Below are 18,597 nucleotides of genomic sequence, written 5' to 3'. Positions count from 1 at the left end.
CCTGACTTCAAGATGATTAAAGAAATAGCGAGTTTATCTAGCCTGGGTGGCTAACGATACTGATAGCACACCCCCAAGATGGAGCCGCCCGCCATGACCGCCGCCTGCCTGATGAGCACCTACCAACCCCTCGCGCTGAGCTTCTGCAAAGGCCTGGGCAGCCGTCTCTGGGACCAGGCCGGGCGAGAATACCTGGACGCCATCGCCGGGGTCGCGGTGACCGGCATCGGCCACAGCCACCCACGGCTGGTCGGCGCCATCAGCGAACAGGCCGGCCTGCTGCTGCACAGCTCCAACCTCTACGACATCCACTGGCAGCAGCAACTGGCCGCCAAGTTGACCCAGTTGAGCGGCATGGACCGGGCGTTCTTCAACAATTCCGGGGCCGAGGCCAACGAGACCGCCCTCAAGCTGGCACGCCTGCACGCCTGGCACAAAGGCATCGAGCAGCCCCTGGTGGTGGTCATGGAAAACGCCTTTCATGGCCGGACCCTGGCCACCCTGGCCGCCAGCGACGGCCCGGCAGTGCGCCTGGGCTACGGCCAGTTGCCAGGCGGTTTTCTCAAGGTGCGCTTCGGCGATCTGGCCGCCCTGGAATCGGCCGTCGCCGAGCATGCTCCACGCATCTGTGCCGTATTGATGGAGCCGATCCAGGGGGAAAGCGGCATCCAGCTGACCCCACCCGGCTACCTCAAGGCCGTGCGCGAGCTGTGCACCCGGCGCAACTGGCTGTTGATGCTCGACGAGATCCAGAGCGGCATCGGCCGCACCGGGCGCTGGTTTGCCTGCCAGCACGAAGACGTGGTGCCGGATGTGATGACCCTGGCCAAGGGCCTGGGCAACGGCATTCCCATCGGCGCCTGCCTGGCCCGGGGCAAGGCTGCCCAGCTGTTTACCCCGGGCAGCCACGGCAGCACTTTCGGCGGCAACCCCCTGGCCTGCCGCGCGGCCTGCACCGTACTGGACGTCATCGAGGACCAGCAGTTGCTGGCCAACGCCGAACAGCGCGGTGCCCAACTGCTGCGGCGGCTGCGCGAGGAACTGGCGGCGCATCCGGCGGTGCGGGAGATTCGCGGACTGGGGCTGATGGTGGGTATCGAACTGCGGCAGCCGGCCCGAGAGCTGGTGCAGGTCGCCGCCCGTGACCACGGGCTGCTGATCAATGTCACCCGGGGCACCACCATCCGCCTGCTGCCACCCTTGGTGATCGATGGGCAGGAAGTGGAGATGATCGTCGATGGGCTGCGTCAGACCCTGGAGGCGCTCTAGCCTGGGCGAGGCGGGGCAATGCAGTCGGCAGGCACCGGGGCGGTCAGCGCCTGCCCCGGCCTCCGCCCATGGGCTTCAGTCGTCCAGCGCCTTGGGTGCTGCGGCGGGCTTGGCCGCCTTGCCGGCCTTGGCATTGGCCGGCTTGGCCTCCGGCTCGGGGGCCGGAGCCGGCGCTGCGGCCTGTTTCTCCGCCGCCGGCAACTGGTCGACGGCACTGAAGACTTCCTTGAGCTCGATGGCCCCGGAGTGCTCCAGCTTCTTCTCGCCGTCCTTGCCCACCAGGATCACCTTGGTCTGCGCCCCGGCGCCCAGCTTGAGGCTGCGGATCAGGGCCATGGTGGATTGCGGGTCGATGTCCTTGCCATCGCGCTGGCCGATGGTGTTGATCACCGTGTACAGGACCATGTTGCGTTCGTTGAAGGCTTGACGGGTGGCCGGCTCTTCCAGGGACTTCTTCAGGCTCACCAGGGTCGGGTCCACGGTGCTGGGGGCAATCACGATCAGTGGCCGTGACTTGCCCAGGTCCTGGGTCAATGGGCCGTCGTTGTCGGCCGCCAGGACAGGGCCGGCAACAGCGAGCAGAGTAGCGAAGGTCAATGACCGAATGAACATGCGTCTCTCCTTATGTTTTCCACGCAGTAATGATTGCGCATTGCGGGAAAAGGTCCAGGCCGGGACTCAAAATCTGACATTTTTTTGCCCACGGCGCAGCGCTGGTCTTCGGCTTGCCACAGGCCGCGCACGACCGGGGCTCGCGCCCTTCGAGCGGTCGGCACAACCAGGTTCGCGGTAAGGTTTTGTTGCATATGCAGCCCGACAATTACGTCCCTGCAGCACTCGCTCCAACAGCCTTGCGCCCGCTCTTTAATATTCGAATCAATACAACAGCGGCCCTGGGTTGTTTATAAGAACCGCTGCACGACACATTCAACCCACACAACTCCAGCGCTCTTAACAACCATTGAAACGAACCACTCGCAGAACCTCCGGCAACAATCAACAAGAAGATTCCGAAAGTTTTAAACTTATGCCTCAAGTGTCATTTTTCAAACGTCAGAAAACAGGCGCGCACTCCCTACCCCGATAGAAAAATCGGTCTATATCAAGGCTTACAGAGGCCTCTCAGTTTATTGCCACAGCCCACGCCACGGGCCGCCGCGGCCTTTTAACTGCTGCTCTGCAACAACTCTAAGTTACATGCCCAGGCCTGCTTGAATTGCAGCAGACAATGATCTGGAGCAAATAACCGAAGCCATCACTACTTGTTCTTTTATTGCCGAGGGAACTATAGTGCGGCGCGGCACGGACAGCCCGATACGGCACAACTATAAAGCGGCAACTCGCCCTATTACCGAACACTATCCCTTACGGATTTTTTCGAATGAGCGTCCGATACCGATGATCCCCCTCCTCATCTGCGATGACTCGAGCATGGCCCGCAAGCAGGTGCTGCGGACCTTGCCCAGCGAGTGGCGGGTGTCCGTGACCCAGGCCTGCAACGGGCGCGAAGGCCTGGAAGCCCTGCGCCGCGGGCTGGGCAAGGTGGCGCTGCTGGACCTGACCATGCCCGTGATGGACGGCTACCAGGTCTTGAGTGCGGTGCAGGAAGAAGGCATCGAGGCGCAGATCATTGTCATCTCCGGCGACATTCAAGAGGAAGCCGTGCGCCGCACCCGCGAGCTGGGCGCCCGGGCCTTCCTCAAGAAGCCCTTCGACCCGCAGCAACTGCGCGCCCTGCTCAACGAACTGCAACTGCTGGACAGCACTGACGCCAAGCCACTGGCAGCCCCTTCGCCAGCACCGGTGGTGACCTTTCGCGACGCCTTCCGGGAAACCGTCAACGTTTCCATGGGCTACGCCGCGGCGCTGATCGCCAAGGTCCTGGATGTCTTCGTGCACCTGCCGATTCCCCACGTCAATGTGCTGGAAGCCGGCGAGTTGCAGATGCTGCTGGCCGATGCCAACCGCGCCCGGCAACTGACCGCCATCTGCCAGAGCTACATCGGCAGCGGCATCGCCGGCGAAGCCTTGCTGATGTTCTACGACTCCGAAGTGGCCGACATCGCCCAGTTGATAGAGCAAGGCACCGACCCCTACCAGGAAATGGAAGTGCTGATCGACCTCTCCAGCGTGCTGATCGGCGCCTGCCTGAGCAGCATCGCCGACCAGCTGGACGTGTTCTTTTCCGTGGGCCATCCCCAGGTACTGGGGGAACACACCACCATCGACGAGCTGATCGTGCTCAACCAGCAGCGCTGGAAAAAGACCCAGGCGGTGGAGATCAGCTACAGCCTGGAAGAACAGAACATCCACTTCGACCTGTTGCTGTTGTTCACCGAAGGCTCCATGGCCTTGCTGGAACAGAAGCTCGCCTACCTGATGAGTTGAGCCATGCCCAAGAGAATGGATTTCAGTGAACTGCACTGGTTGCTGGCGGTGGTCCAGAGCATCGACGTGGGTATCGTCGTGCTCGACCTGGAGTGCCGGGTCCAGGTGTGGAACAGCTTCATGGAGAACCGCTCCGGGGTGCCCTCCAAGCAGGCCATCGACCAGTCGTTCTTCGAGCTGTTCCCCGAGGTCGAGCGCCCCTGGTTCACCCGCAAGGTGGGGCGCGTGGTGGCCCTCGGCACGCCGGCCTTCACCATCTGGAAGCAGCGGCCGTACCTGGTGCATTTCAACAACTACCAACCGATCACCGGCCAGGGCGAGTTCATGTACCAGAACACCACCCTGCTGCCGCTGCGCTCCTCCAACAGCGAGATCCACCACGTCTGCCTGGTGATCTACGACCTGACCGACGTGGCAATCAACAGCCTGGCCTTGCAGAAGGCCAACCAGCAGTTGCAGCACCTGTCGCGCACCGACCACCTGACCCAGCTCTACAACCGCGGCCACTGGGAACAGCGCCTGCAGTTCGAATACAGCCGCCACGGCAACAGCATCGCCCTGCTGATGCTGGACATCGATCACTTCAAGTCGATCAACGACCGCCATGGGCACCAGGCCGGCGATGCAGTGATCAAGCGCGTCTCCGAGCTGATCCACCAGCATGTGCGCGACAGCGACGTGGCCGGGCGCTATGGCGGCGAGGAGTTCGCCATTCTCCTGCCCCACACCGACCTTGCCGGGGCCCGCACCCTGGCCGAGCGCTTGCGCCAGTCGGTGGAAGAGCAGGAGATGATCCACAACGGCCAGGCCATCGCCTTCACCATCAGTCTGGGCATCGCCTGCCTCGACCGTCCGGCCCGGGATCATCGCTGCCTGATCGAGTGGGCCGACCAGGCGCTGTACGCCTCCAAGCGCGCCGGGCGCAACCGGGTCAGTACCTACGCGCCTTGAACGGCAGCCCTGGAAAAACCTGAAAAAAACTCGCTCCCTAGGGATAAACTGCGCGCTTTTCCGGTCCATCCCCCGGTCTGCTACGCCTTTCCCAGCGCCACAAGGAGTCCTGCGCGCATGTCCCAGTCGAATTCGAACCACTCCCCGCAAGAGCAATGGCAGCAAGCCGTGCTGACCTATGCCCGCGACATCAATCGCTATGTCGAGACCGGCAACCGCGACGGCTGGAAGGGCTTGAAGGAACCGCACTTGCCCGATACCGAGCACCTGCTGCCAGACTGGCAGGCGGCCCTGGAAGCGAGCAACCAGGAGCCCTACGACGCAGCCCGGCGCCAGGCATTCCGCCAGGACTGGCCGCCGGCGCACTTCCCATTGTCGCCACGCCTGGAAAGCCAGGGACGGATGATTCCGACCCTGGCCCTGTTGCCGGACGGCAGCCTGCTGGCGCGCATCGGCGCACCTTACGAGGCTGGCGAGGTGGTGCATATCGACGACGCAAGGATCCAGACCCTGGAGCAGGTGGAAGGCTTCGGCATGTGCCCCCAGCGGCGCTATTTCGCTTGGGCACGGGCTGACGGCATCCAGCTCACCGACGGCTGGAACGGGCCAGAGGTGGCAAGTTTTGCCTGGCCCGATCCCCACGCGAACCTGCCGGCGGGGGTGGCGCTTGAAGACACCGGGCGCTGCTGCCCCAGCAGCCTGATCCCCTTCCCCGACGGGCGCCGGGTACTGCTGGTGAGTTCCGACGGCATCTTCGTCCTGCAGGCCGAGGGCGCCACGCGCCTGCTGCCGAGCCTGGAAGACCTGCAGCAAGAGCTGGCCGATGGCGTCGCCCCCGAGGACCTGGGCATCGGCCTGAGCATGGAGCATGGCGCGGTGTCGCCCGATGGCCAGTGGATCGCCGTGGGCGAGCAAAGCAGCTCGCACCTGGTGTTCGATGCAAGGTTGCAACGGGTAGCGCAGATCGGCCCCGCCAGCGAGTACCCGCATTTCGCCCATTTCAACCAGCGCGGCGATCGCCTGCTGCTCAATGCCTGCCACTTCTATGGCGGTGCCAGCGTGGGAGTGGCGGTGGCCGACCTGCCAGGGCTGTCCACCGATTTCTACAGTGACGATGCGCGCACCCCGGTGCTGCAGGAAGGTGCCCGGGTGTATGCCGCGGCGTCACGGGGCGACGAATTCATCATCGGCGACGCCTACGGCTACCTGCGGGCCTTCAGCGAAAACGGCGAGGAACGCTGGCAGCACTATATCGGCTCGACCCTCACCGCCATGGACATCAGCCCCGATGGCAAGACCCTGGTGGCCGCCACCTATGCCGGGATCATCGTCAAGCTTGACCTGGACGCCGGGCGCCCGGACTGGCAGATCGGCACCGGCGAGCACCTTGAAGTGCAGCGCTGGCTGTTCTGGAAAGACTTCGCCAAGCCGCTGCTGTGGTGACCGGGGGTTAAACCGGCGGGCGCGAGAAACTCACTTGCAGTTGCAGGTGATCCGGATCGTCGATCGCCCGCAGGTACTCCTCCACGCTGACCTCGCCGGCACTGGACCGGGCCCCCGGGGCCGGCACATGGCCGGCGAGCAGCTTGTGCACCACCGCCACCGCCGCGCAGCTGGGAATCTCCGGCCCGTGGTCATGGGTTGCGGTGAGCTGCACGCTCATCGACAGTGGCTGGCCGTCCTGGCCCAGGCCGTGCACGTCGATGTACAGGGCACTGAGCCCATCTCCGAAACCTTCGAACCAGGTGCCGCAGCGATGCAGGCGCGCCGCCCAGGGCGCCGGGTCGCGCACCAGGCCGAGCTTCACCGCCTGGGCCAGCAGCGCATTGGCCAACCCGGCGATCTTCAGCCCGGCGCCGGCCTGGAAGCTCAGGGTGTGGGCACCGTAGCGCTCGGCGAACAGATCCAGGTCCGGCACATCGACATTGGCCACCAGCCGCGTGCCCAGCCTGGGCAGCTTGCGCAGGGTCAGGCCCTGCCAGCCGATCACCGGGTGCGGCCGGCCGTCCTTGAGTTGCAGGATGGGTTTGCCGGCATAGGCCAGCACGCCCTGGATGGTGGACAGGCCGGGCATCTTCGCCGAGGAGGAAATGCCGTGCTCGATGCGCTCGATGCGGGAAAAACGCTCACGGTGTTCATCGATCATCGCCGCCGACAGGGTCGGCACCGAGCTGCAGCCGCTGAGCAGCGTCACCCCGGCGGCCCGGGCGGCCTCATCCAGCGTGCCAATGCCGCGCACGAACTGGCGACAGTCGGCCAGGTCGCAGTAGTTGACCCCGGCCTCGATGCAGCCCCGGGCTACCGCGTAGGACTGGCCCTGGAACGGCCCGCCGGTATGAATCACCCAGTGCACCTTAAGGGCCTTGAGCGCCGGCGCCCATTGCGGCCCCATGGCATCGCCGCACCAGCCTTCGCAGGGCTGCCCGCCTTCAGCCTGCAAGGCCTGAACCTTGGCCGCGAGCTTGTGCGGGTCGCGCCCCGAAATCAGCAGATGCACCCCAGGGGTATGGATCAGATAGCGGCAGACGATGCTGCCGAAATTGCCATAACCACCCACCACCAACACCCTGAGCGCCATTGCCTGCATCCTTGAACTAAGCCGTTGCGCAGCATGAACGCTGCCATTCGAGGCGCGGCAGCTTGGTGGATTTGCCAGCGCTCGACAAGCCCCCGACAACCTTCGACATGCCCCCGAAACGCCCCTGGCAAGTGCTTGTAATATTCAGTTAGAAAAAAAATGCCAATGCCGGTCCGGCATAATGCTATGCAAAATCCTCATCATCTACGGCCCTGGAGCGTGATAGCCTCGTCCTGCTATGTCGGCCTCGCATAATAAACCCGTCGGTTCGCGCAACCGAACGGGATAAAGACGCCTTGCTACCCACCTTGTTTCATCTTCATCTGCCCAACTAACGTTTCGCTGTGAGCCGCTCTTTCCCCGGCTCGCCAAGGGAACTGATTGCAAAATTTGACTCGACCTCAAGGTCGATCTCTCGATCCTATCTCGGAGCTGTTATGTCCAGGCTTTCCCATCAAGATTTGCGCCGCGGTTTCCGTGAACTGATCGCTTCCAACTCCTGCTACCACACCGCTTCCGTATTCGACCCGATGTCTGCCCGTATCGCCGCCGACCTGGGTTTCGAAGTGGGCATCCTCGGCGGCTCGGTGGCCTCGCTGCAAGTGCTGGCGGCCCCCGACTTCGCCCTGATCACCCTCAGTGAATTCGCCGAACAGGCCACCCGCATCGGCCGCGTGGCGCAGTTGCCGGTCATCGCCGACGCCGACCACGGCTATGGCAACGCGCTGAACGTGATGCGCACCGTGGTCGAACTGGAACGCGCCGGCATTGCCGCGCTGACCATCGAAGACACCCTGCTGCCGGCCCAGTTCGGGCGCAAATCCACTGACCTCATCTCGGTGGCCGAAGGCGTCGGCAAGATCCGCGCCGCCCTGGAAGCCCGGGTTGATCCGGAACTGGCGATCATCGCCCGGACCAACGCCGGCATCCTTCCGGTGCAGGAAATCATCAGCCGTACCCAGCAGTACGAGCGTGCCGGCGCCGACGCCATCTGCATGGTGGGCATCCGTGATTTCGAACAGCTGGAACAGATCTCCGAGCACCTGAGCGTGCCGCTGATGCTGGTGACCTACGGCAACCCGGCGCTACGGGACGATGCGCGCCTGGCCGAGCTGGGCGTGAAGATCGCCGTGGACGGTCATGCCGCCTACTTCGCCGCGATCAAGGCCACCTACGACTGCCTGCGCGAGCAGCGGCAGATCTTCACCCAGGCGTCGGACCTGAGCGCCACCGAGCTGGCCCACACCTACACCCAGCCCGAGGAGTACATCGTCTGGGCCAAGGAGTTCATGAGCGTCAAGGAGTAACACCGGCGATTGGCCGGGGTGAGGCGCCACGCCTCAACCCTGGGCCGATTTCAGCGCGCCTTCCACGCAGTCGAGGATCTGCCCGATGGTCCAGGGCTTGCGGATGAAGGACACCGGATAACGCACCCCGGAACTCTCGGGGGTCTCGAAACCCGACATGACCACGATCGGCAACTGCGGCCAGCGCTCGCCGCACAAATTGCTCAGGCTCGCGCCATTGAGGGTGCCGGGCATGGTGATATCGGTCAGCAGCAGGGCCACGTCCGCGGCCTGTTCCTGCAGGAATTCCCAGGCCCGATCCGCGCTGTCCATCGCCTGGGTGGCAAACCCTTCGTCCTGCAGGATCTCGCAGAGAAACTCCAGCACCGTCGGCTCATCCTCCACCACCAGGATCAAACGGGATTGGGCGCCGGGATTGACTGGCGTGGCTGGGTTCATGAGGGTGACACTCCCTGACGGATTGAGGCGGCTACACACAGGACCGCTGACAAGAGTTATGAGCGGCGCCTTGACGATAAATTCATTTACGCTGCAAGGCCGGCGCGTTTTTAGTACCGGTCCGATCCGCACGCGGAAGCGGGCGCCCCGTTCTTTCACCCACGGCAGGAACATCTTCAACCATGCAGTTCGATCCCAAGCGCCTGGCCCAGGCCCGGCATGTGGTGGTATTCAGCGGTGCCGGGGTCTCGGCGGAAAGCGGCATCCCGACCTTTCGTGACGCCCTGACCGGCCTGTGGGAACACTTCGACCCGGCGCGCCTGGCCACCGTGCAAGCCTTTCGCGAAGACCCGGCGCTGGTCTGGGGCTGGTATGAATGGCGACGCCAGAAAGTGCTCCAGGCCCAGCCCAATCCAGCCCATCTGGCCCTGGCCGAACTGGCCCGGCGGGTGCCGCGCCTGACCCTGATCACCCAGAACGTCGACGACCTGCACGAACGCGCCGGCAGCCCCTCGGTGCTGCACTTGCACGGCAGCCTGCACACCCCCAAGTGCTTTGCCTGCAACCGCCCGTTCAAGGGCCAACTGCCCTTGCCGGACTTGCCGGAACAGGGCGCCAGCCTGGAGCCGCCGCGCTGCACCGGTTGCAACGGCAAGATCCGCCCCGGGGTGGTGTGGTTCGGCGAACCCCTGCCCCAGGCGACCCTCAAGGCCGCCTTCAACGCCGCCGAAGCATGCGACCTGCTGCTGTCGGTGGGCACCTCCGGGCTGGTCCAGCCGGCGGCGCGAATTCCCCAACTGGCGCTGCAGCACGGCGCCTGCGTGGTGCATATCAACCCCCAGCCCCAGGCTTGCACCGGCGCCGAGGAATACAGCCTGGAGGGCAAGGCCGGGCAGTTGCTGCCGGAACTATTGCGCCAGGCCTTTGCCTGATTCCCTGGCGGCTCAAGCCGGGCCGCCGCTTCTGTTCAAGGACGCTTTCACATGCCGCAATCCCCCGACTCTTCATGGCTCGAAGCCGCCTGGGCGCAACGTGAAGAACAGATCTACCCGGCGCTGTTCGGCGCACTGGGCCCGGGCATCTATCCCCTGGACATGGCGCTGTTCAGCCAGGTCTTTGGCCAGCACGACGTCGATCCGCGCTGGCTCACCCACGGGGTCTTCGAATCACCGCCCAATGCCGGACGCAGCAGTTGGCTATACGTCACTTCGGGCCTGTCCAATGCCTGGGAAGATGCCCGGCCCGATGCCGATGGCGAATCCGGCATGGGCCACGAACTGCTGCTGGAAACCCGTGAACAGTCACCCTGGGCCCTGCGCCTGTTACGCAATTTCTGCGCCTACCAATTGCTGCTGGCCGCCGGCCGTTTTGGCGAGCAGCCGCCGTTGGGCGAATGGGACCGCATGCGTACCGGCGAGCCGATCAATGGCGGCGACAGCCTGTTGCAGGCACTGCTGTTCATCCCCGCGCCGGGTTTTGCCGGCCCCCGGCAATTGCTGAGCGGGCGCTTCGGATTTCTGCAGATCATCGGCCTGACCCTGGCCGAACACGCCTGGGGCCAGGCCGAGGGCTACCCGGCCCTGATGGAGCGCCTGGCCCTGGCCGGGGCAGCGCCGGTGCTGGACCCGACCCGAGCCAGCCTGTGCTGAAGGCCGGTGAAAAATCCGCCACGACCAGGGCGGATCGTCATTTTTCCCGCCACGGCGGGCCCGCATGAGGTAGATTCAAGCAGCGAACAATCTCGCGACGACGTTTGCTTTCTTGCCCTGCCGCTGGAAACCAAGCCCCGTACCGGTGGCTCTGTTCACTGCCCCGCTATTTTTTCGCCACTGGCCGTACACGGCGCGGTGGCGACGCTTTCAGGAAATGGATGAATGCCGCAAAGACAAGTGATCAATGCTTCGGTGAGCCCGAAAGGCAGCCTGGAGACCCTCTCGCAACGTGAAGTGCAACAGCTCAGCGCCGCCGGTTCCGGCAGCATCTATACCCTGTTCCGCCAGTGCGCCCTGGCCATCCTCAATACTGGCGCCCACGTCGACAACGCCAAGACCATCCTCGACGCCTACCACGATTTCGAAGTGCGCATTCACCAGCAGGATCGCGGCGTGCGCCTGGAACTGCTGAACGCGCCGGCCGATGCCTTCGTTGATGGCGAGATGATCGCCAGCACCCGGGAAATGCTCTTCAGCGCCCTGCGCGACATCGTCTACACCGAGAACGAACTGGACAGCCAGCGCATTGACCTGGACAGCTCCCAGGGCATCACCGACTACGTCTTCCACCTGCTGCGCAACGCCCGCACCCTGCGCCCCGGCGTGGAGCCCAAGATGGTGGTGTGCTGGGGCGGCCACTCGATCAATACCGAGGAATACAAATACACCAAGAAGGTCGGCCACGAGCTGGGCCTGCGCAAGCTGGACATCTGCACCGGCTGCGGACCGGGCGTGATGAAGGGCCCGATGAAGGGCGCCACCATCGCCCATGCCAAGCAGCGCATGAGCGGCAGCCGCTACCTGGGCCTGACCGAGCCGGGGATCATCGCCGCCGAAGCACCGAACCCCATCGTCAACGAGTTGGTGATCCTGCCGGACATCGAGAAGCGCCTGGAAGCCTTCGTCCGCGTCGGCCACGGCATCATCATCTTCCCCGGCGGCGCCGGCACCGCGGAGGAGTTCCTCTACCTGCTGGGCATCCTGATGCACCCGGACAACCGCGACCTGCCCTTCCCGGTGATCCTCACCGGCCCCAAGAGCGCGGCGCCCTACCTGGAGCAGCTCAACGCCTTCGTCCTGGCAACCCTGGGCGAAGCGGCGCGCCAGCACTACCAGATCATCATCGACAACCCGCCGGAAGTGGCGCGGCAGATGACCGAGGGGCTCAAGACCGTCAAGCAGTTCCGCCGCGAACGCAACGACGCCTTCCACTTCAACTGGCTGCTGAAGATCGACGAGAGCCTGCAACGTCCCTTCGATCCGACCCACGAGAACATGGCCAACCTGCAACTGAGCCATGCCCTGGCGCCCCACGAACTGGCGGCCAACCTGCGTCGTGCGTTCTCCGGCATCGTCGCCGGCAACGTCAAGGACCAGGGCATCCGCCTGATCGAGCAGAAAGGCCCGTACAGCATCCACGGCGACCCGGCGATCATGCAGCCCCTGGACCAGCTGCTCAAAGCCTTCGTCGAGCAGCACCGCATGAAGCTGCCCGGCGGCGCCGCCTACGTACCGTGCTACCGCGTGGTCAACTGAGCCCTGCCCTGCCGCCTTGAACAACGCCGCGTTCCCTGCCTGGGAACGCGGCTTTTTTTTGCCCGGCCTGTACCGTTCGCCACGCGTCCCGTCCTGCTCCATGCCACTGCAACGCCCCTCTGGCGGGCCGTGCCACGGGGTAAGTATTTTTCGTTTTTTTTGCGCCACCGGCGCCGCCGCCCATCATTCACTGCCTGAGTACTATCGCCTCACTGCCACTTCCGGCGGTACCTAAAGGAGATGACTCACATGGCTAAAAAAGCCCCTTCTGCCAAGCCCTCGCCGATGAACCAGCCGGCAGCTTCGCGCATCGCCAGCACCACCGCCAAGGCCGGCAACGGCCAGGTGCCGGCGGACAGCTTCGCTGCCCGGGCCGAACGCGCCGCGGCAAAAAACGCCAATCCTTGATCCTCTCGCGCCCCACCGGCCTTCGCCGGTGGGGTCAGGCCAGGAGGCCGACATGACCCATTACAGCAATGACAAGAACATCGCCCGGCTGGTCCGCCAGCAATTACGTCTGGGCTGGCTGTTCCATCATGGCAAATGCCATGGGAAGCTCACTGCCCCAGGCAAGGGCTCGATCCCTGTGCCCTGCACACCCAGCGACTGCCGGGCACTGCAAAACTTCAAACTGATGCTGCGGAGGCTCGAATGCCGATAGCCCGTTCCCCCTTTCCCAGCCTGGGTGAGTGCTACCAACTGCTGACCGCCGCGTTCGATACCAAGGCCAGCGACCCAACGCGGCGCAAGCAACTGGCCAGGCTGGCAGACAGCGATCACGACTGGAGCCTGTTTCCCGCGATCAAGCGTGACCTGCTGATCGAACCCCTGGCCCAGCTGGACTGCGAGTTCGCCCAGTACGTGGAAGCCTTCATCGATTATCTGCAGGCGCACTACCTGGATCTGATCAAGAACGTGGAACTCGATAGCCTGAGCCGCGAGCAGGCATTACCGGTACTGGTCGAACACTATGCCGGCCTGGTCGGCGGCTTCCTCCAGCAACTGCAGCAACGCTTCGGCGGCCCGGACCTGGGGCAACTGCTGGACCCGGACCAGACGGCCTTCGGGCAGGTCTTGCAGTGGTATCAGCAGCACAGTGGCGACTCGCTCCAGCAACTGGCCCAGCGCCTGTATCCCGAGAGCAAGGATGCCCGTGACCAACTGGCCCGCTGGCACAACGGCACGCGGCTGGCCGACCTGTCGAGCCTCAAGGTGCTGCTCAAGACCCTGGAACAGGCCGCCAGCCCGCCCCTGCTGGTGCGCAACCTGGGGCGCTGGCTGGTGATTGGCCGGGCCCTTGGCTACCTCGATCAACAGCTGCTCGGCGCCGGGCGCGGAGCTTTTCGCCAGCCGGTATTGCAGGCCCTGTTGCTGATGCCCACCCCGGACAGCGGCCGGCAGGCGCTGCGGCGCCTGAATCTGGCGGCCGGCCAGCGCCTGAATATCCTCAAACCCGGGGCCCGATGGCTGAGCGAACACCTTGACCCGAGCCGAGACAAGGACAGTACCTGCCAGGCCCGAACCCGGCAGATGCTGGACGACTTCATCACCCTGCAAACCCGTTATGACGAAGATCACCGCACCGGCTATCTCAGTGCCTGGTACGAGGGCCGCTGGCAGTTGCTCTCGGGCAACTCCCCTGCCGCCCTGCGGCATTACGCCAAGGCCCTGGACGCGGCCCTGTATCGCGCCGGGCCCTTGCAGCTCGGCCTGCTGGAGGAAGCCCTGAGCCTGGCGGCGGCGCTGGAGGACAAGATCCTGCTCAAGCGCATGAAACATCAGGCCGTGGTGCTGGGACTGTTCAGCACCCTGGGCATGGAGCAGGGCCCGGTGATCAGTGACTGGGAAATCATTCAGTTGAAACAGGTCTTCGCACGGCTGTTCCCGCCGCAGGGTTTGTTCCCCCAGGCCGAGCGCCAGGAACTGCAGGTGGAGCGGCCCTTCCTGGCTTTCGACCCTGCCGAGATCGCCCGGATCAAGGTGGACCTGAAGCGCCCCGACCGGGTGATCACCGTGCATGCCCTGGACGGCCAGAAGCGTCGCTATCCGCAATTGCTGTGGTTCGCCTCCGAAGGTCAGGCCGATGCGGTGAGTGCGCTGTTGCAGGCCGGCGCCGACGTCAACCCGGGCGACGAGGCCGCTGGCTCGGCGCTGCTATGCGCCCTGCAATACGCCCACGATAGAAACCAGCGCGGCGCCCTCGACCTGCTCCTGGCCCGGCCTCATGCCGTCGCTACCCTCGACCGCCGCACCCACAGAAAACAACTGACGCCCCTGATACAGGCCATCGACATGGGGGATGCCGAACTGGTGGCCCGACTTCTGCAGATGGGCGCCTCGGCCGACGCGCGAGGGCTGTATCCGCTGCTGACCCCGCTGTATCACTGCCTCGGAAAGCTGTGCCAGGTGCAACGCCCGGACAAGACACTGGAGTTGGTACTCGAAAGGATCGGGCAACAGGACCCGGTCAGCCGCGAAGTCCTGCGCCGGACCCTGGGCAGCAGCGCCGGAACCTTCGGGCAACGGATGCCCATACCACCCGGGCACCCGCTGTATCAACAGGTGCTAGAAATGCTCCTGGAACTGCAGAGTGAACGCTGCGACCCCGGGCAACTGATGCATATCGCGCACCTGCTGCTGCATCACGGTGCCGACCCCAACGCTGTCCACGACTACCCCTGCGCCGGCCGGACCCCACTGATGCAGGCGGCCGAAGACGACCAGTTGGAGCTGTTCAAGGCCATGCTCGCGGCCGGCGGCGAGCCACAGCGCCAGGATCGCGAAGGCGCCGATTGCTGGCAAATCGCCCTGGCCCATGGCGCCCATCGGGTTCTGGCGTGGCTGCGCTCGATGCCGTCCTGAGAACCGTAGCCTGAAACTCCGGGACGGTTTGACAGCGTCCTGAGCAGTGTGGAATAGTTTTCCATAATAATGGAACAGAGTTCCATTTTATCTCACTGATCGAAAAAGGCCCTGTCATTGTGAGCGACGCTCCCGCTGCAACCCTCCCGCCCCTGGATTGTGATTTGCTGGTGATCGGCTCCGGCGCCGCCGGCCTGGCCTGTGCGGTGACCGCCGCGTGGCATGGCCTGAAGGTGATAGTTGTGGAAAAGGATTCCACTTTCGGCGGTGCCAGCGCCTGGTCCGGCGGCTGGATGTGGGTGCCGGGCAATCCCCTGGCACGTCGCGCCGGCATCCATGAAAACCCGCAGCAACCGCGCACCTACCTCAAGCATGAGCTGGGGGAGCGCTACGATGCCGCACGCATCGACGCCTTTCTGGATAACGGGCCGCAGATGGTGGCCTTCTTCGAACAGCACACGGCCCTGCAATTCGTCGACGGCAATGGCATCCCGGATATCCACGGCCAGGTGCCCGGGGCCGGGATCGAGGGCCATCAGGTGATCGCCGCGCCGTATGACGCCCGGGCCATCGGCCCACTGCTCAAACGGCTGCGCAAGACCCTGCGGGAAACCTCGTTCCTGGGCATGCCGATCATGGCCGGGGCCGACCTGGGGGCCTTTCTCAGCATGACCCGTTCCTTCAGGTCGCTGCTGCATGTGGCCGGGCGCTTTGCCCGCCACCTGCGGGACCTGGCGCTACACGGCCGGGCCATGCACCTGGTCAACGGCGTGGCGCTGATCGGCCGGCTGGGCAAGTCCGCCGAGGACCTGGGGGTCAACCTGCTGGAGTCCACCCCGGCCCGCTCGCTGCTGCGCGATAGCCAGGGGGTGCAGGGCGCCCTGGTGGACACGCCTGAGGGGCCGCGGGAAATCCGCGCCCGGCGTGGAGTGCTGCTGGCCGCCGGCGGCTTCGCCAATGACCTGCCCCGGCGCCAGGCGTTGTTTCCCCGCGCCCCGGGGCCGGACGAGCACCTGGCCCTGCCGCCGCGCAGTTGCTGCGGCGACGGCATCCGCCTCGGCGAACAGGCCGGTGCCGTGCTGGCCACGGACCTTGCCAGCCCGGTGGCCTGGGCCCCCGTCTCTCGGGTGCGGCATGCCGACGGCAGCATCGGCCACTTTCCCCACATCATCGACCGGGCCAAACCCGGGCTGATCGGCGTGCTGGCCAACGGCAAGCGTTTCGTCAACGAGGCGGACGGCTACTACGACTACACCGCGGCCATGCTGGAGGCGGTTCCCGCGGGCGAGGAAGTGGCGTCCTGGCTGATCTGCGACCACCGCTTCCAGCGCCGTTACGGCCTGGGTTATGCCCGGCCCTTCCCCCTGCCGGTGGGGCCGCTGGTGCGCAGCGGCTACCTGGTACGGGCCGACTCCATCCAGGCCCTGGCCAGCCAGTGCGGCATCGACCCCCAGGGCCTTGCGGCCACGGTGCAGGCATTCAACCAGCATGCCCGCAACGGCCAGGACCCCGAGTTCGGCCGCGGCTCGACGCCCTACAATCGCAAGCAGGGCGACGCCCTGTATCCCGGGCCCAACCCCTGCGTGGCGCCCATCGAACAGGGGCCTTTCTACGCGGTGAAAGTGCTGCCCGGCAGCTTCGGCACCTTTGCCGGGCTCAAGACCAACGCCCAGGCCCAGGTGCTGGATTCGCACGGCACGGCGATCCCCGGGCTGTATGCCGCAGGCACCGACATGGCCAGCGTGATGGGCGGCTTTTATCCCTCCGGCGGTATCAACCTGGGGCCGGCCATGACCTTCGGCTACATCGCCGGGCGCCATGCGGCCGGGGTCAGTGACTACGAAGTGCCGCTGGATCCTGGTGCCGAGGCCACCCGCGGCTGAGCCGCCAGGACGGATTCAGGGGCCCCGGCCATCGCCGGCGTCCTCATTGACCAGCGGCGCCTGCAGCTGGCGTTCGAGCTGCTGGCCGAGGTAATACACCCCGGCCATGACCCCATGCTCGGGGTCATGCAACTGCCTGGCCCAGGCCTGATCGAAGGCCGCGCCCAGGTCCCGTCGGGTCTGGGCCTGCAGGTCTTCCCGGTCATGGTCCTGGACCAGCGCCCGGACCCCGGCCACTCCCACCGAAATCAGCGCGCCAGCCACCCGCCCCACCGCCGCCGCCACCGCACCGGCCACACTGCGGCTGGCGAACTGGGCCTGGAGCTTGTCACTGGTCACCTGCGCCACCTGGGACACCCCCGGGGCCGGCGCTCCCTGTTCGCCGGTCGGGGTGCCATGGATCTGCTGCAGCAAGGGCCCATAGGCGGGCAAGCGGGCAATGGGCTCGGCCCGTATCAACTGGTTCAAGGAGGCGCGCTGCTCGGGGGCCGGCCCCAGGTCGATGGCCAGCACCTGGTCCAGATGGAGTTCCAGTTGCGGTGCCGGCAGTGGGTAACGGTTGCGGATCTGCGCCAGTTGCTGGCGCAGCAACTGCACATAGAACTCCATGGCCTCGCCGGTGATCGCATCGGCATCGACTTCCAGCGCCACCGGTGCCAGCACCCGTTCCTGGTATTGCTCCTGCAAGTAGGCCGCCAGGCGCCGGGAAGCTTGCCCGGCGTCGCCTTTATCGTTCAGGGAATACCAGCCAACCTTGAGCGACAGCCATTCCTGGGTCCAGTAGCCGCTGAACCAGGGAATGAAGTTTTCCTCGGTCTGCTGGTAGACCCGGGTCCGCCAGTGCTCCATGGAGCCCTGGGTATAGACCTCGGCCTGTTCAGTGGCGCTGCGGGAGGCTTCCAGCAGTTCATGGTTGACCTGGCGCCAGGTGGCCGGGCTGACCGGCATCGCGGCCACCGGCTCGGGAACCCGATGGGCGCAGCCGGCGAGCACCAGCATCAGCACCAGGACCCCGTGGCGGCAGCAGAGCATCGTTGGCCGCAAGGCATGTACCTCCCGCAAAGGCCGCGCCAGGCTCGACAGGTCGCCCTGGCGTTCCAGCAGTATAGGTAGCGCAAAGGCGGGCCCGATCGATTGCGAGCCGGGCTTTTTTCCTGCACCACGAAGAAACACTGCCACCGCCTACCGGCCCTCGGTATATTGCGCCCCGGCGCCTGCGCCACGGATCTGCCCCCTACAAGGAACCCCCATGCTCTACCGTATTGCCGCCGACAGCCTGGTGCTGTTTCACCTGTCCTTTATCGTCTTCGTGCTGCTGGGCGGCCTGCTGGTGCTGCGCCACCCGCGGCTGATGCTGCTGCACCTGCCCGCTGCGGCCTGGGGCGTGGCAGTGGAAGTGCTGCACCTGGAGTGCCCGCTGACCCGCTGGGAAAACCTGCTGCGCCACGCCGCCGGCCAGGACGGCTACGGCGCCGGCTTCATCGAGCATTACCTGATCCCGCTGATCTACCCCGCCGGGCTGACCCCGGGCATTCAGCTGTGGCTGGGTAGCCTGGTGCTGCTGATCAACCTCTGGGTCTATGGCTACCTGGCCCGACGCTGGCTGCGCAAGCGCCGCGCCTGAGCCTGCCGCCAGCCGGAACGGCGCACCGTTGCGGCCTTGCCTCTTCTGT

Annotated in this window: 17 protein-coding genes; 13 read left to right on the top strand and 4 right to left on the bottom strand. The window is 65.3% G+C overall.

Annotation, left to right across the window (positions count from 1 at the left end):
- Positions 1 to 93: 93 nt before the first annotated feature.
- Positions 94 to 1,269 (top strand): aspartate aminotransferase family protein, encoded by a 1,176-nt coding sequence (locus tag AC1RMG_RS02510; protein ID WP_236204172.1) that lies wholly within the window; start codon positions 94 to 96, stop codon positions 1,267 to 1,269.
- Positions 1,270 to 1,344: 75 nt separating this feature from the next.
- Here the strand turns inward: AC1RMG_RS02510 and AC1RMG_RS02505 are convergent, their stop codons facing one another.
- The gene (locus AC1RMG_RS02505; RefSeq protein WP_011060757.1) at positions 1,345 to 1,881 is read right to left on the bottom strand and encodes a DUF4174 domain-containing protein; all 537 of its coding nucleotides are present in this window, start codon (positions 1,879 to 1,881) and stop codon (positions 1,345 to 1,347) included.
- Between the two features lie 786 nt (positions 1,882 to 2,667).
- Between AC1RMG_RS02505 and AC1RMG_RS02500 the strand changes: the two genes are divergently transcribed.
- The 3 genes from AC1RMG_RS02500 to AC1RMG_RS02490 all read left to right on the top strand — a co-directional run bounded on the left by AC1RMG_RS02500 (position 2,668) and on the right by AC1RMG_RS02490 (position 6,051).
- Positions 2,668 to 3,657, top strand: coding sequence for a response regulator (locus tag AC1RMG_RS02500; protein ID WP_011060756.1), 990 nt, complete (start codon positions 2,668 to 2,670; stop codon positions 3,655 to 3,657).
- Positions 3,658 to 3,660: 3 nt separating this feature from the next.
- Positions 3,661 to 4,608, top strand: coding sequence for a GGDEF domain-containing protein (locus AC1RMG_RS02495; protein ID WP_493168209.1), 948 nt, complete (start codon positions 3,661 to 3,663; stop codon positions 4,606 to 4,608).
- Positions 4,609 to 4,725: 117 nt separating this feature from the next.
- The gene (locus tag AC1RMG_RS02490) at positions 4,726 to 6,051 is read left to right on the top strand and encodes a hypothetical protein (protein ID WP_493168207.1); all 1,326 of its coding nucleotides are present in this window, start codon (positions 4,726 to 4,728) and stop codon (positions 6,049 to 6,051) included.
- A 7-nt stretch (positions 6,052 to 6,058) separates the two neighbouring features.
- Here AC1RMG_RS02490 and AC1RMG_RS02485 read toward each other — a convergent pair whose 3' ends face one another.
- Positions 6,059 to 7,186, bottom strand: a complete 1,128-nt coding sequence (locus tag AC1RMG_RS02485) for a saccharopine dehydrogenase family protein (protein ID WP_207239075.1) — start codon at positions 7,184 to 7,186, stop codon at positions 6,059 to 6,061.
- A 437-nt stretch (positions 7,187 to 7,623) separates the two neighbouring features.
- On the opposite strand from AC1RMG_RS02485, the gene AC1RMG_RS02480 reads away from it, so the two are divergent.
- Entirely contained in the window at positions 7,624 to 8,493 is an 870-nt protein-coding gene (locus tag AC1RMG_RS02480; RefSeq protein ID WP_011060752.1) for an isocitrate lyase/PEP mutase family protein, read from the top strand.
- A 33-nt stretch (positions 8,494 to 8,526) separates the two neighbouring features.
- Here AC1RMG_RS02480 and AC1RMG_RS02475 read toward each other — a convergent pair whose 3' ends face one another.
- Positions 8,527 to 8,931 carry a response regulator gene (locus tag AC1RMG_RS02475; RefSeq protein WP_011060751.1) on the bottom strand — a complete coding sequence of 135 codons (405 nt, stop codon included), beginning with the start codon at positions 8,929 to 8,931 and terminating at the stop codon, positions 8,527 to 8,529.
- Between the two features lie 182 nt (positions 8,932 to 9,113).
- Between AC1RMG_RS02475 and AC1RMG_RS02470 the strand changes: the two genes are divergently transcribed.
- The 7 genes from AC1RMG_RS02470 to AC1RMG_RS02440 all read left to right on the top strand — a co-directional run bounded on the left by AC1RMG_RS02470 (position 9,114) and on the right by AC1RMG_RS02440 (position 16,924).
- Positions 9,114 to 9,863 (top strand): SIR2 family NAD-dependent protein deacylase, encoded by a 750-nt coding sequence (locus AC1RMG_RS02470; protein ID WP_236204170.1) that lies wholly within the window; start codon positions 9,114 to 9,116, stop codon positions 9,861 to 9,863.
- 51 nt (positions 9,864 to 9,914) lie between these two features.
- On the top strand, positions 9,915 to 10,580 hold the full coding sequence (locus AC1RMG_RS02465; RefSeq protein ID WP_019094424.1) for a suppressor of fused domain protein: 666 nt from the start codon (positions 9,915 to 9,917) through the stop codon (positions 10,578 to 10,580).
- Positions 10,581 to 10,805: 225 nt separating this feature from the next.
- Complete coding sequence (gene ppnN, locus AC1RMG_RS02460; RefSeq protein WP_041117516.1) at positions 10,806 to 12,179, top strand: nucleotide 5'-monophosphate nucleosidase PpnN; 1,374 nt, start codon at positions 10,806 to 10,808, stop codon at positions 12,177 to 12,179.
- Positions 12,180 to 12,428: 249 nt separating this feature from the next.
- On the top strand, positions 12,429 to 12,587 hold the full coding sequence (locus AC1RMG_RS02455) for a hypothetical protein (RefSeq protein ID WP_169893685.1): 159 nt from the start codon (positions 12,429 to 12,431) through the stop codon (positions 12,585 to 12,587).
- Positions 12,588 to 12,639: 52 nt separating this feature from the next.
- Positions 12,640 to 12,840: a hypothetical protein gene (locus tag AC1RMG_RS02450; protein ID WP_125063760.1), complete on the top strand. Its 201-nt coding sequence runs from the start codon at positions 12,640 to 12,642 to the stop codon at positions 12,838 to 12,840.
- On the top strand, positions 12,831 to 15,041 hold the full coding sequence (locus AC1RMG_RS02445) for an ankyrin repeat domain-containing protein (RefSeq protein ID WP_493168204.1): 2,211 nt from the start codon (positions 12,831 to 12,833) through the stop codon (positions 15,039 to 15,041). Before AC1RMG_RS02450 ends, AC1RMG_RS02445 begins: the two co-directional genes overlap by 10 nt.
- 119 nt (positions 15,042 to 15,160) lie before the next feature.
- The gene (locus AC1RMG_RS02440; protein WP_262214830.1) at positions 15,161 to 16,924 is read left to right on the top strand and encodes an FAD-dependent oxidoreductase; all 1,764 of its coding nucleotides are present in this window, start codon (positions 15,161 to 15,163) and stop codon (positions 16,922 to 16,924) included.
- Between the two features lie 15 nt (positions 16,925 to 16,939).
- Here AC1RMG_RS02440 and AC1RMG_RS02435 read toward each other — a convergent pair whose 3' ends face one another.
- Entirely contained in the window at positions 16,940 to 17,956 is a 1,017-nt protein-coding gene (locus AC1RMG_RS02435; protein WP_493168202.1) for a hypothetical protein, read from the bottom strand.
- Between the two features lie 217 nt (positions 17,957 to 18,173).
- Between AC1RMG_RS02435 and AC1RMG_RS02430 the strand changes: the two genes are divergently transcribed.
- Entirely contained in the window at positions 18,174 to 18,548 is a 375-nt protein-coding gene (locus tag AC1RMG_RS02430; protein WP_011060745.1) for a DUF2784 domain-containing protein, read from the top strand.
- Positions 18,549 to 18,597: the final 49 nt, after the last annotated feature.

Source organism: Pseudomonas sp. GW822-FHT04H02 (assembly GCF_058800645.1).
The sequence above is the reverse complement of the archived record's forward strand: the minus strand, read 5'-3'. Positions and strand labels throughout refer to the sequence as shown.

What these genes read in the sequence shown, in the direction of transcription:
- AC1RMG_RS02465 (WP_019094424.1), top strand. Translation starts at nt 9,915, where the DNA reads ATGCCGCAATCCCCCGACTCTTCATGGCTCGAAGCCGCCTGGGCGCAA.
- AC1RMG_RS02505 (WP_011060757.1), bottom strand. Translation starts at nt 1,881, where the DNA reads ATGTTCATTCGGTCATTGACCTTCGCTACTCTGCTCGCTGTTGCCGGC.
- AC1RMG_RS02455 (WP_169893685.1), top strand. Translation starts at nt 12,429, where the DNA reads ATGGCTAAAAAAGCCCCTTCTGCCAAGCCCTCGCCGATGAACCAGCCG.
- AC1RMG_RS02435 (WP_493168202.1), bottom strand. Translation starts at nt 17,956, where the DNA reads ATGCTCTGCTGCCGCCACGGGGTCCTGGTGCTGATGCTGGTGCTCGCC.
- AC1RMG_RS02445 (WP_493168204.1), top strand. Translation starts at nt 12,831, where the DNA reads ATGCCGATAGCCCGTTCCCCCTTTCCCAGCCTGGGTGAGTGCTACCAA.
- AC1RMG_RS02485 (WP_207239075.1), bottom strand. Translation starts at nt 7,186, where the DNA reads ATGGCGCTCAGGGTGTTGGTGGTGGGTGGTTATGGCAATTTCGGCAGC.
- AC1RMG_RS02495 (WP_493168209.1), top strand. Translation starts at nt 3,661, where the DNA reads ATGCCCAAGAGAATGGATTTCAGTGAACTGCACTGGTTGCTGGCGGTG.
- AC1RMG_RS02500 (WP_011060756.1), top strand. Translation starts at nt 2,668, where the DNA reads ATGATCCCCCTCCTCATCTGCGATGACTCGAGCATGGCCCGCAAGCAG.
- AC1RMG_RS02475 (WP_011060751.1), bottom strand. Translation starts at nt 8,931, where the DNA reads ATGAACCCAGCCACGCCAGTCAATCCCGGCGCCCAATCCCGTTTGATC.
- AC1RMG_RS02450 (WP_125063760.1), top strand. Translation starts at nt 12,640, where the DNA reads ATGACCCATTACAGCAATGACAAGAACATCGCCCGGCTGGTCCGCCAG.
- AC1RMG_RS02490 (WP_493168207.1), top strand. Translation starts at nt 4,726, where the DNA reads ATGTCCCAGTCGAATTCGAACCACTCCCCGCAAGAGCAATGGCAGCAA.
- ppnN (WP_041117516.1), top strand. Translation starts at nt 10,806, where the DNA reads ATGCCGCAAAGACAAGTGATCAATGCTTCGGTGAGCCCGAAAGGCAGC.
- AC1RMG_RS02430 (WP_011060745.1), top strand. Translation starts at nt 18,174, where the DNA reads ATGCTCTACCGTATTGCCGCCGACAGCCTGGTGCTGTTTCACCTGTCC.
- AC1RMG_RS02480 (WP_011060752.1), top strand. Translation starts at nt 7,624, where the DNA reads ATGTCCAGGCTTTCCCATCAAGATTTGCGCCGCGGTTTCCGTGAACTG.
- AC1RMG_RS02470 (WP_236204170.1), top strand. Translation starts at nt 9,114, where the DNA reads ATGCAGTTCGATCCCAAGCGCCTGGCCCAGGCCCGGCATGTGGTGGTA.
- AC1RMG_RS02510 (WP_236204172.1), top strand. Translation starts at nt 94, where the DNA reads ATGACCGCCGCCTGCCTGATGAGCACCTACCAACCCCTCGCGCTGAGC.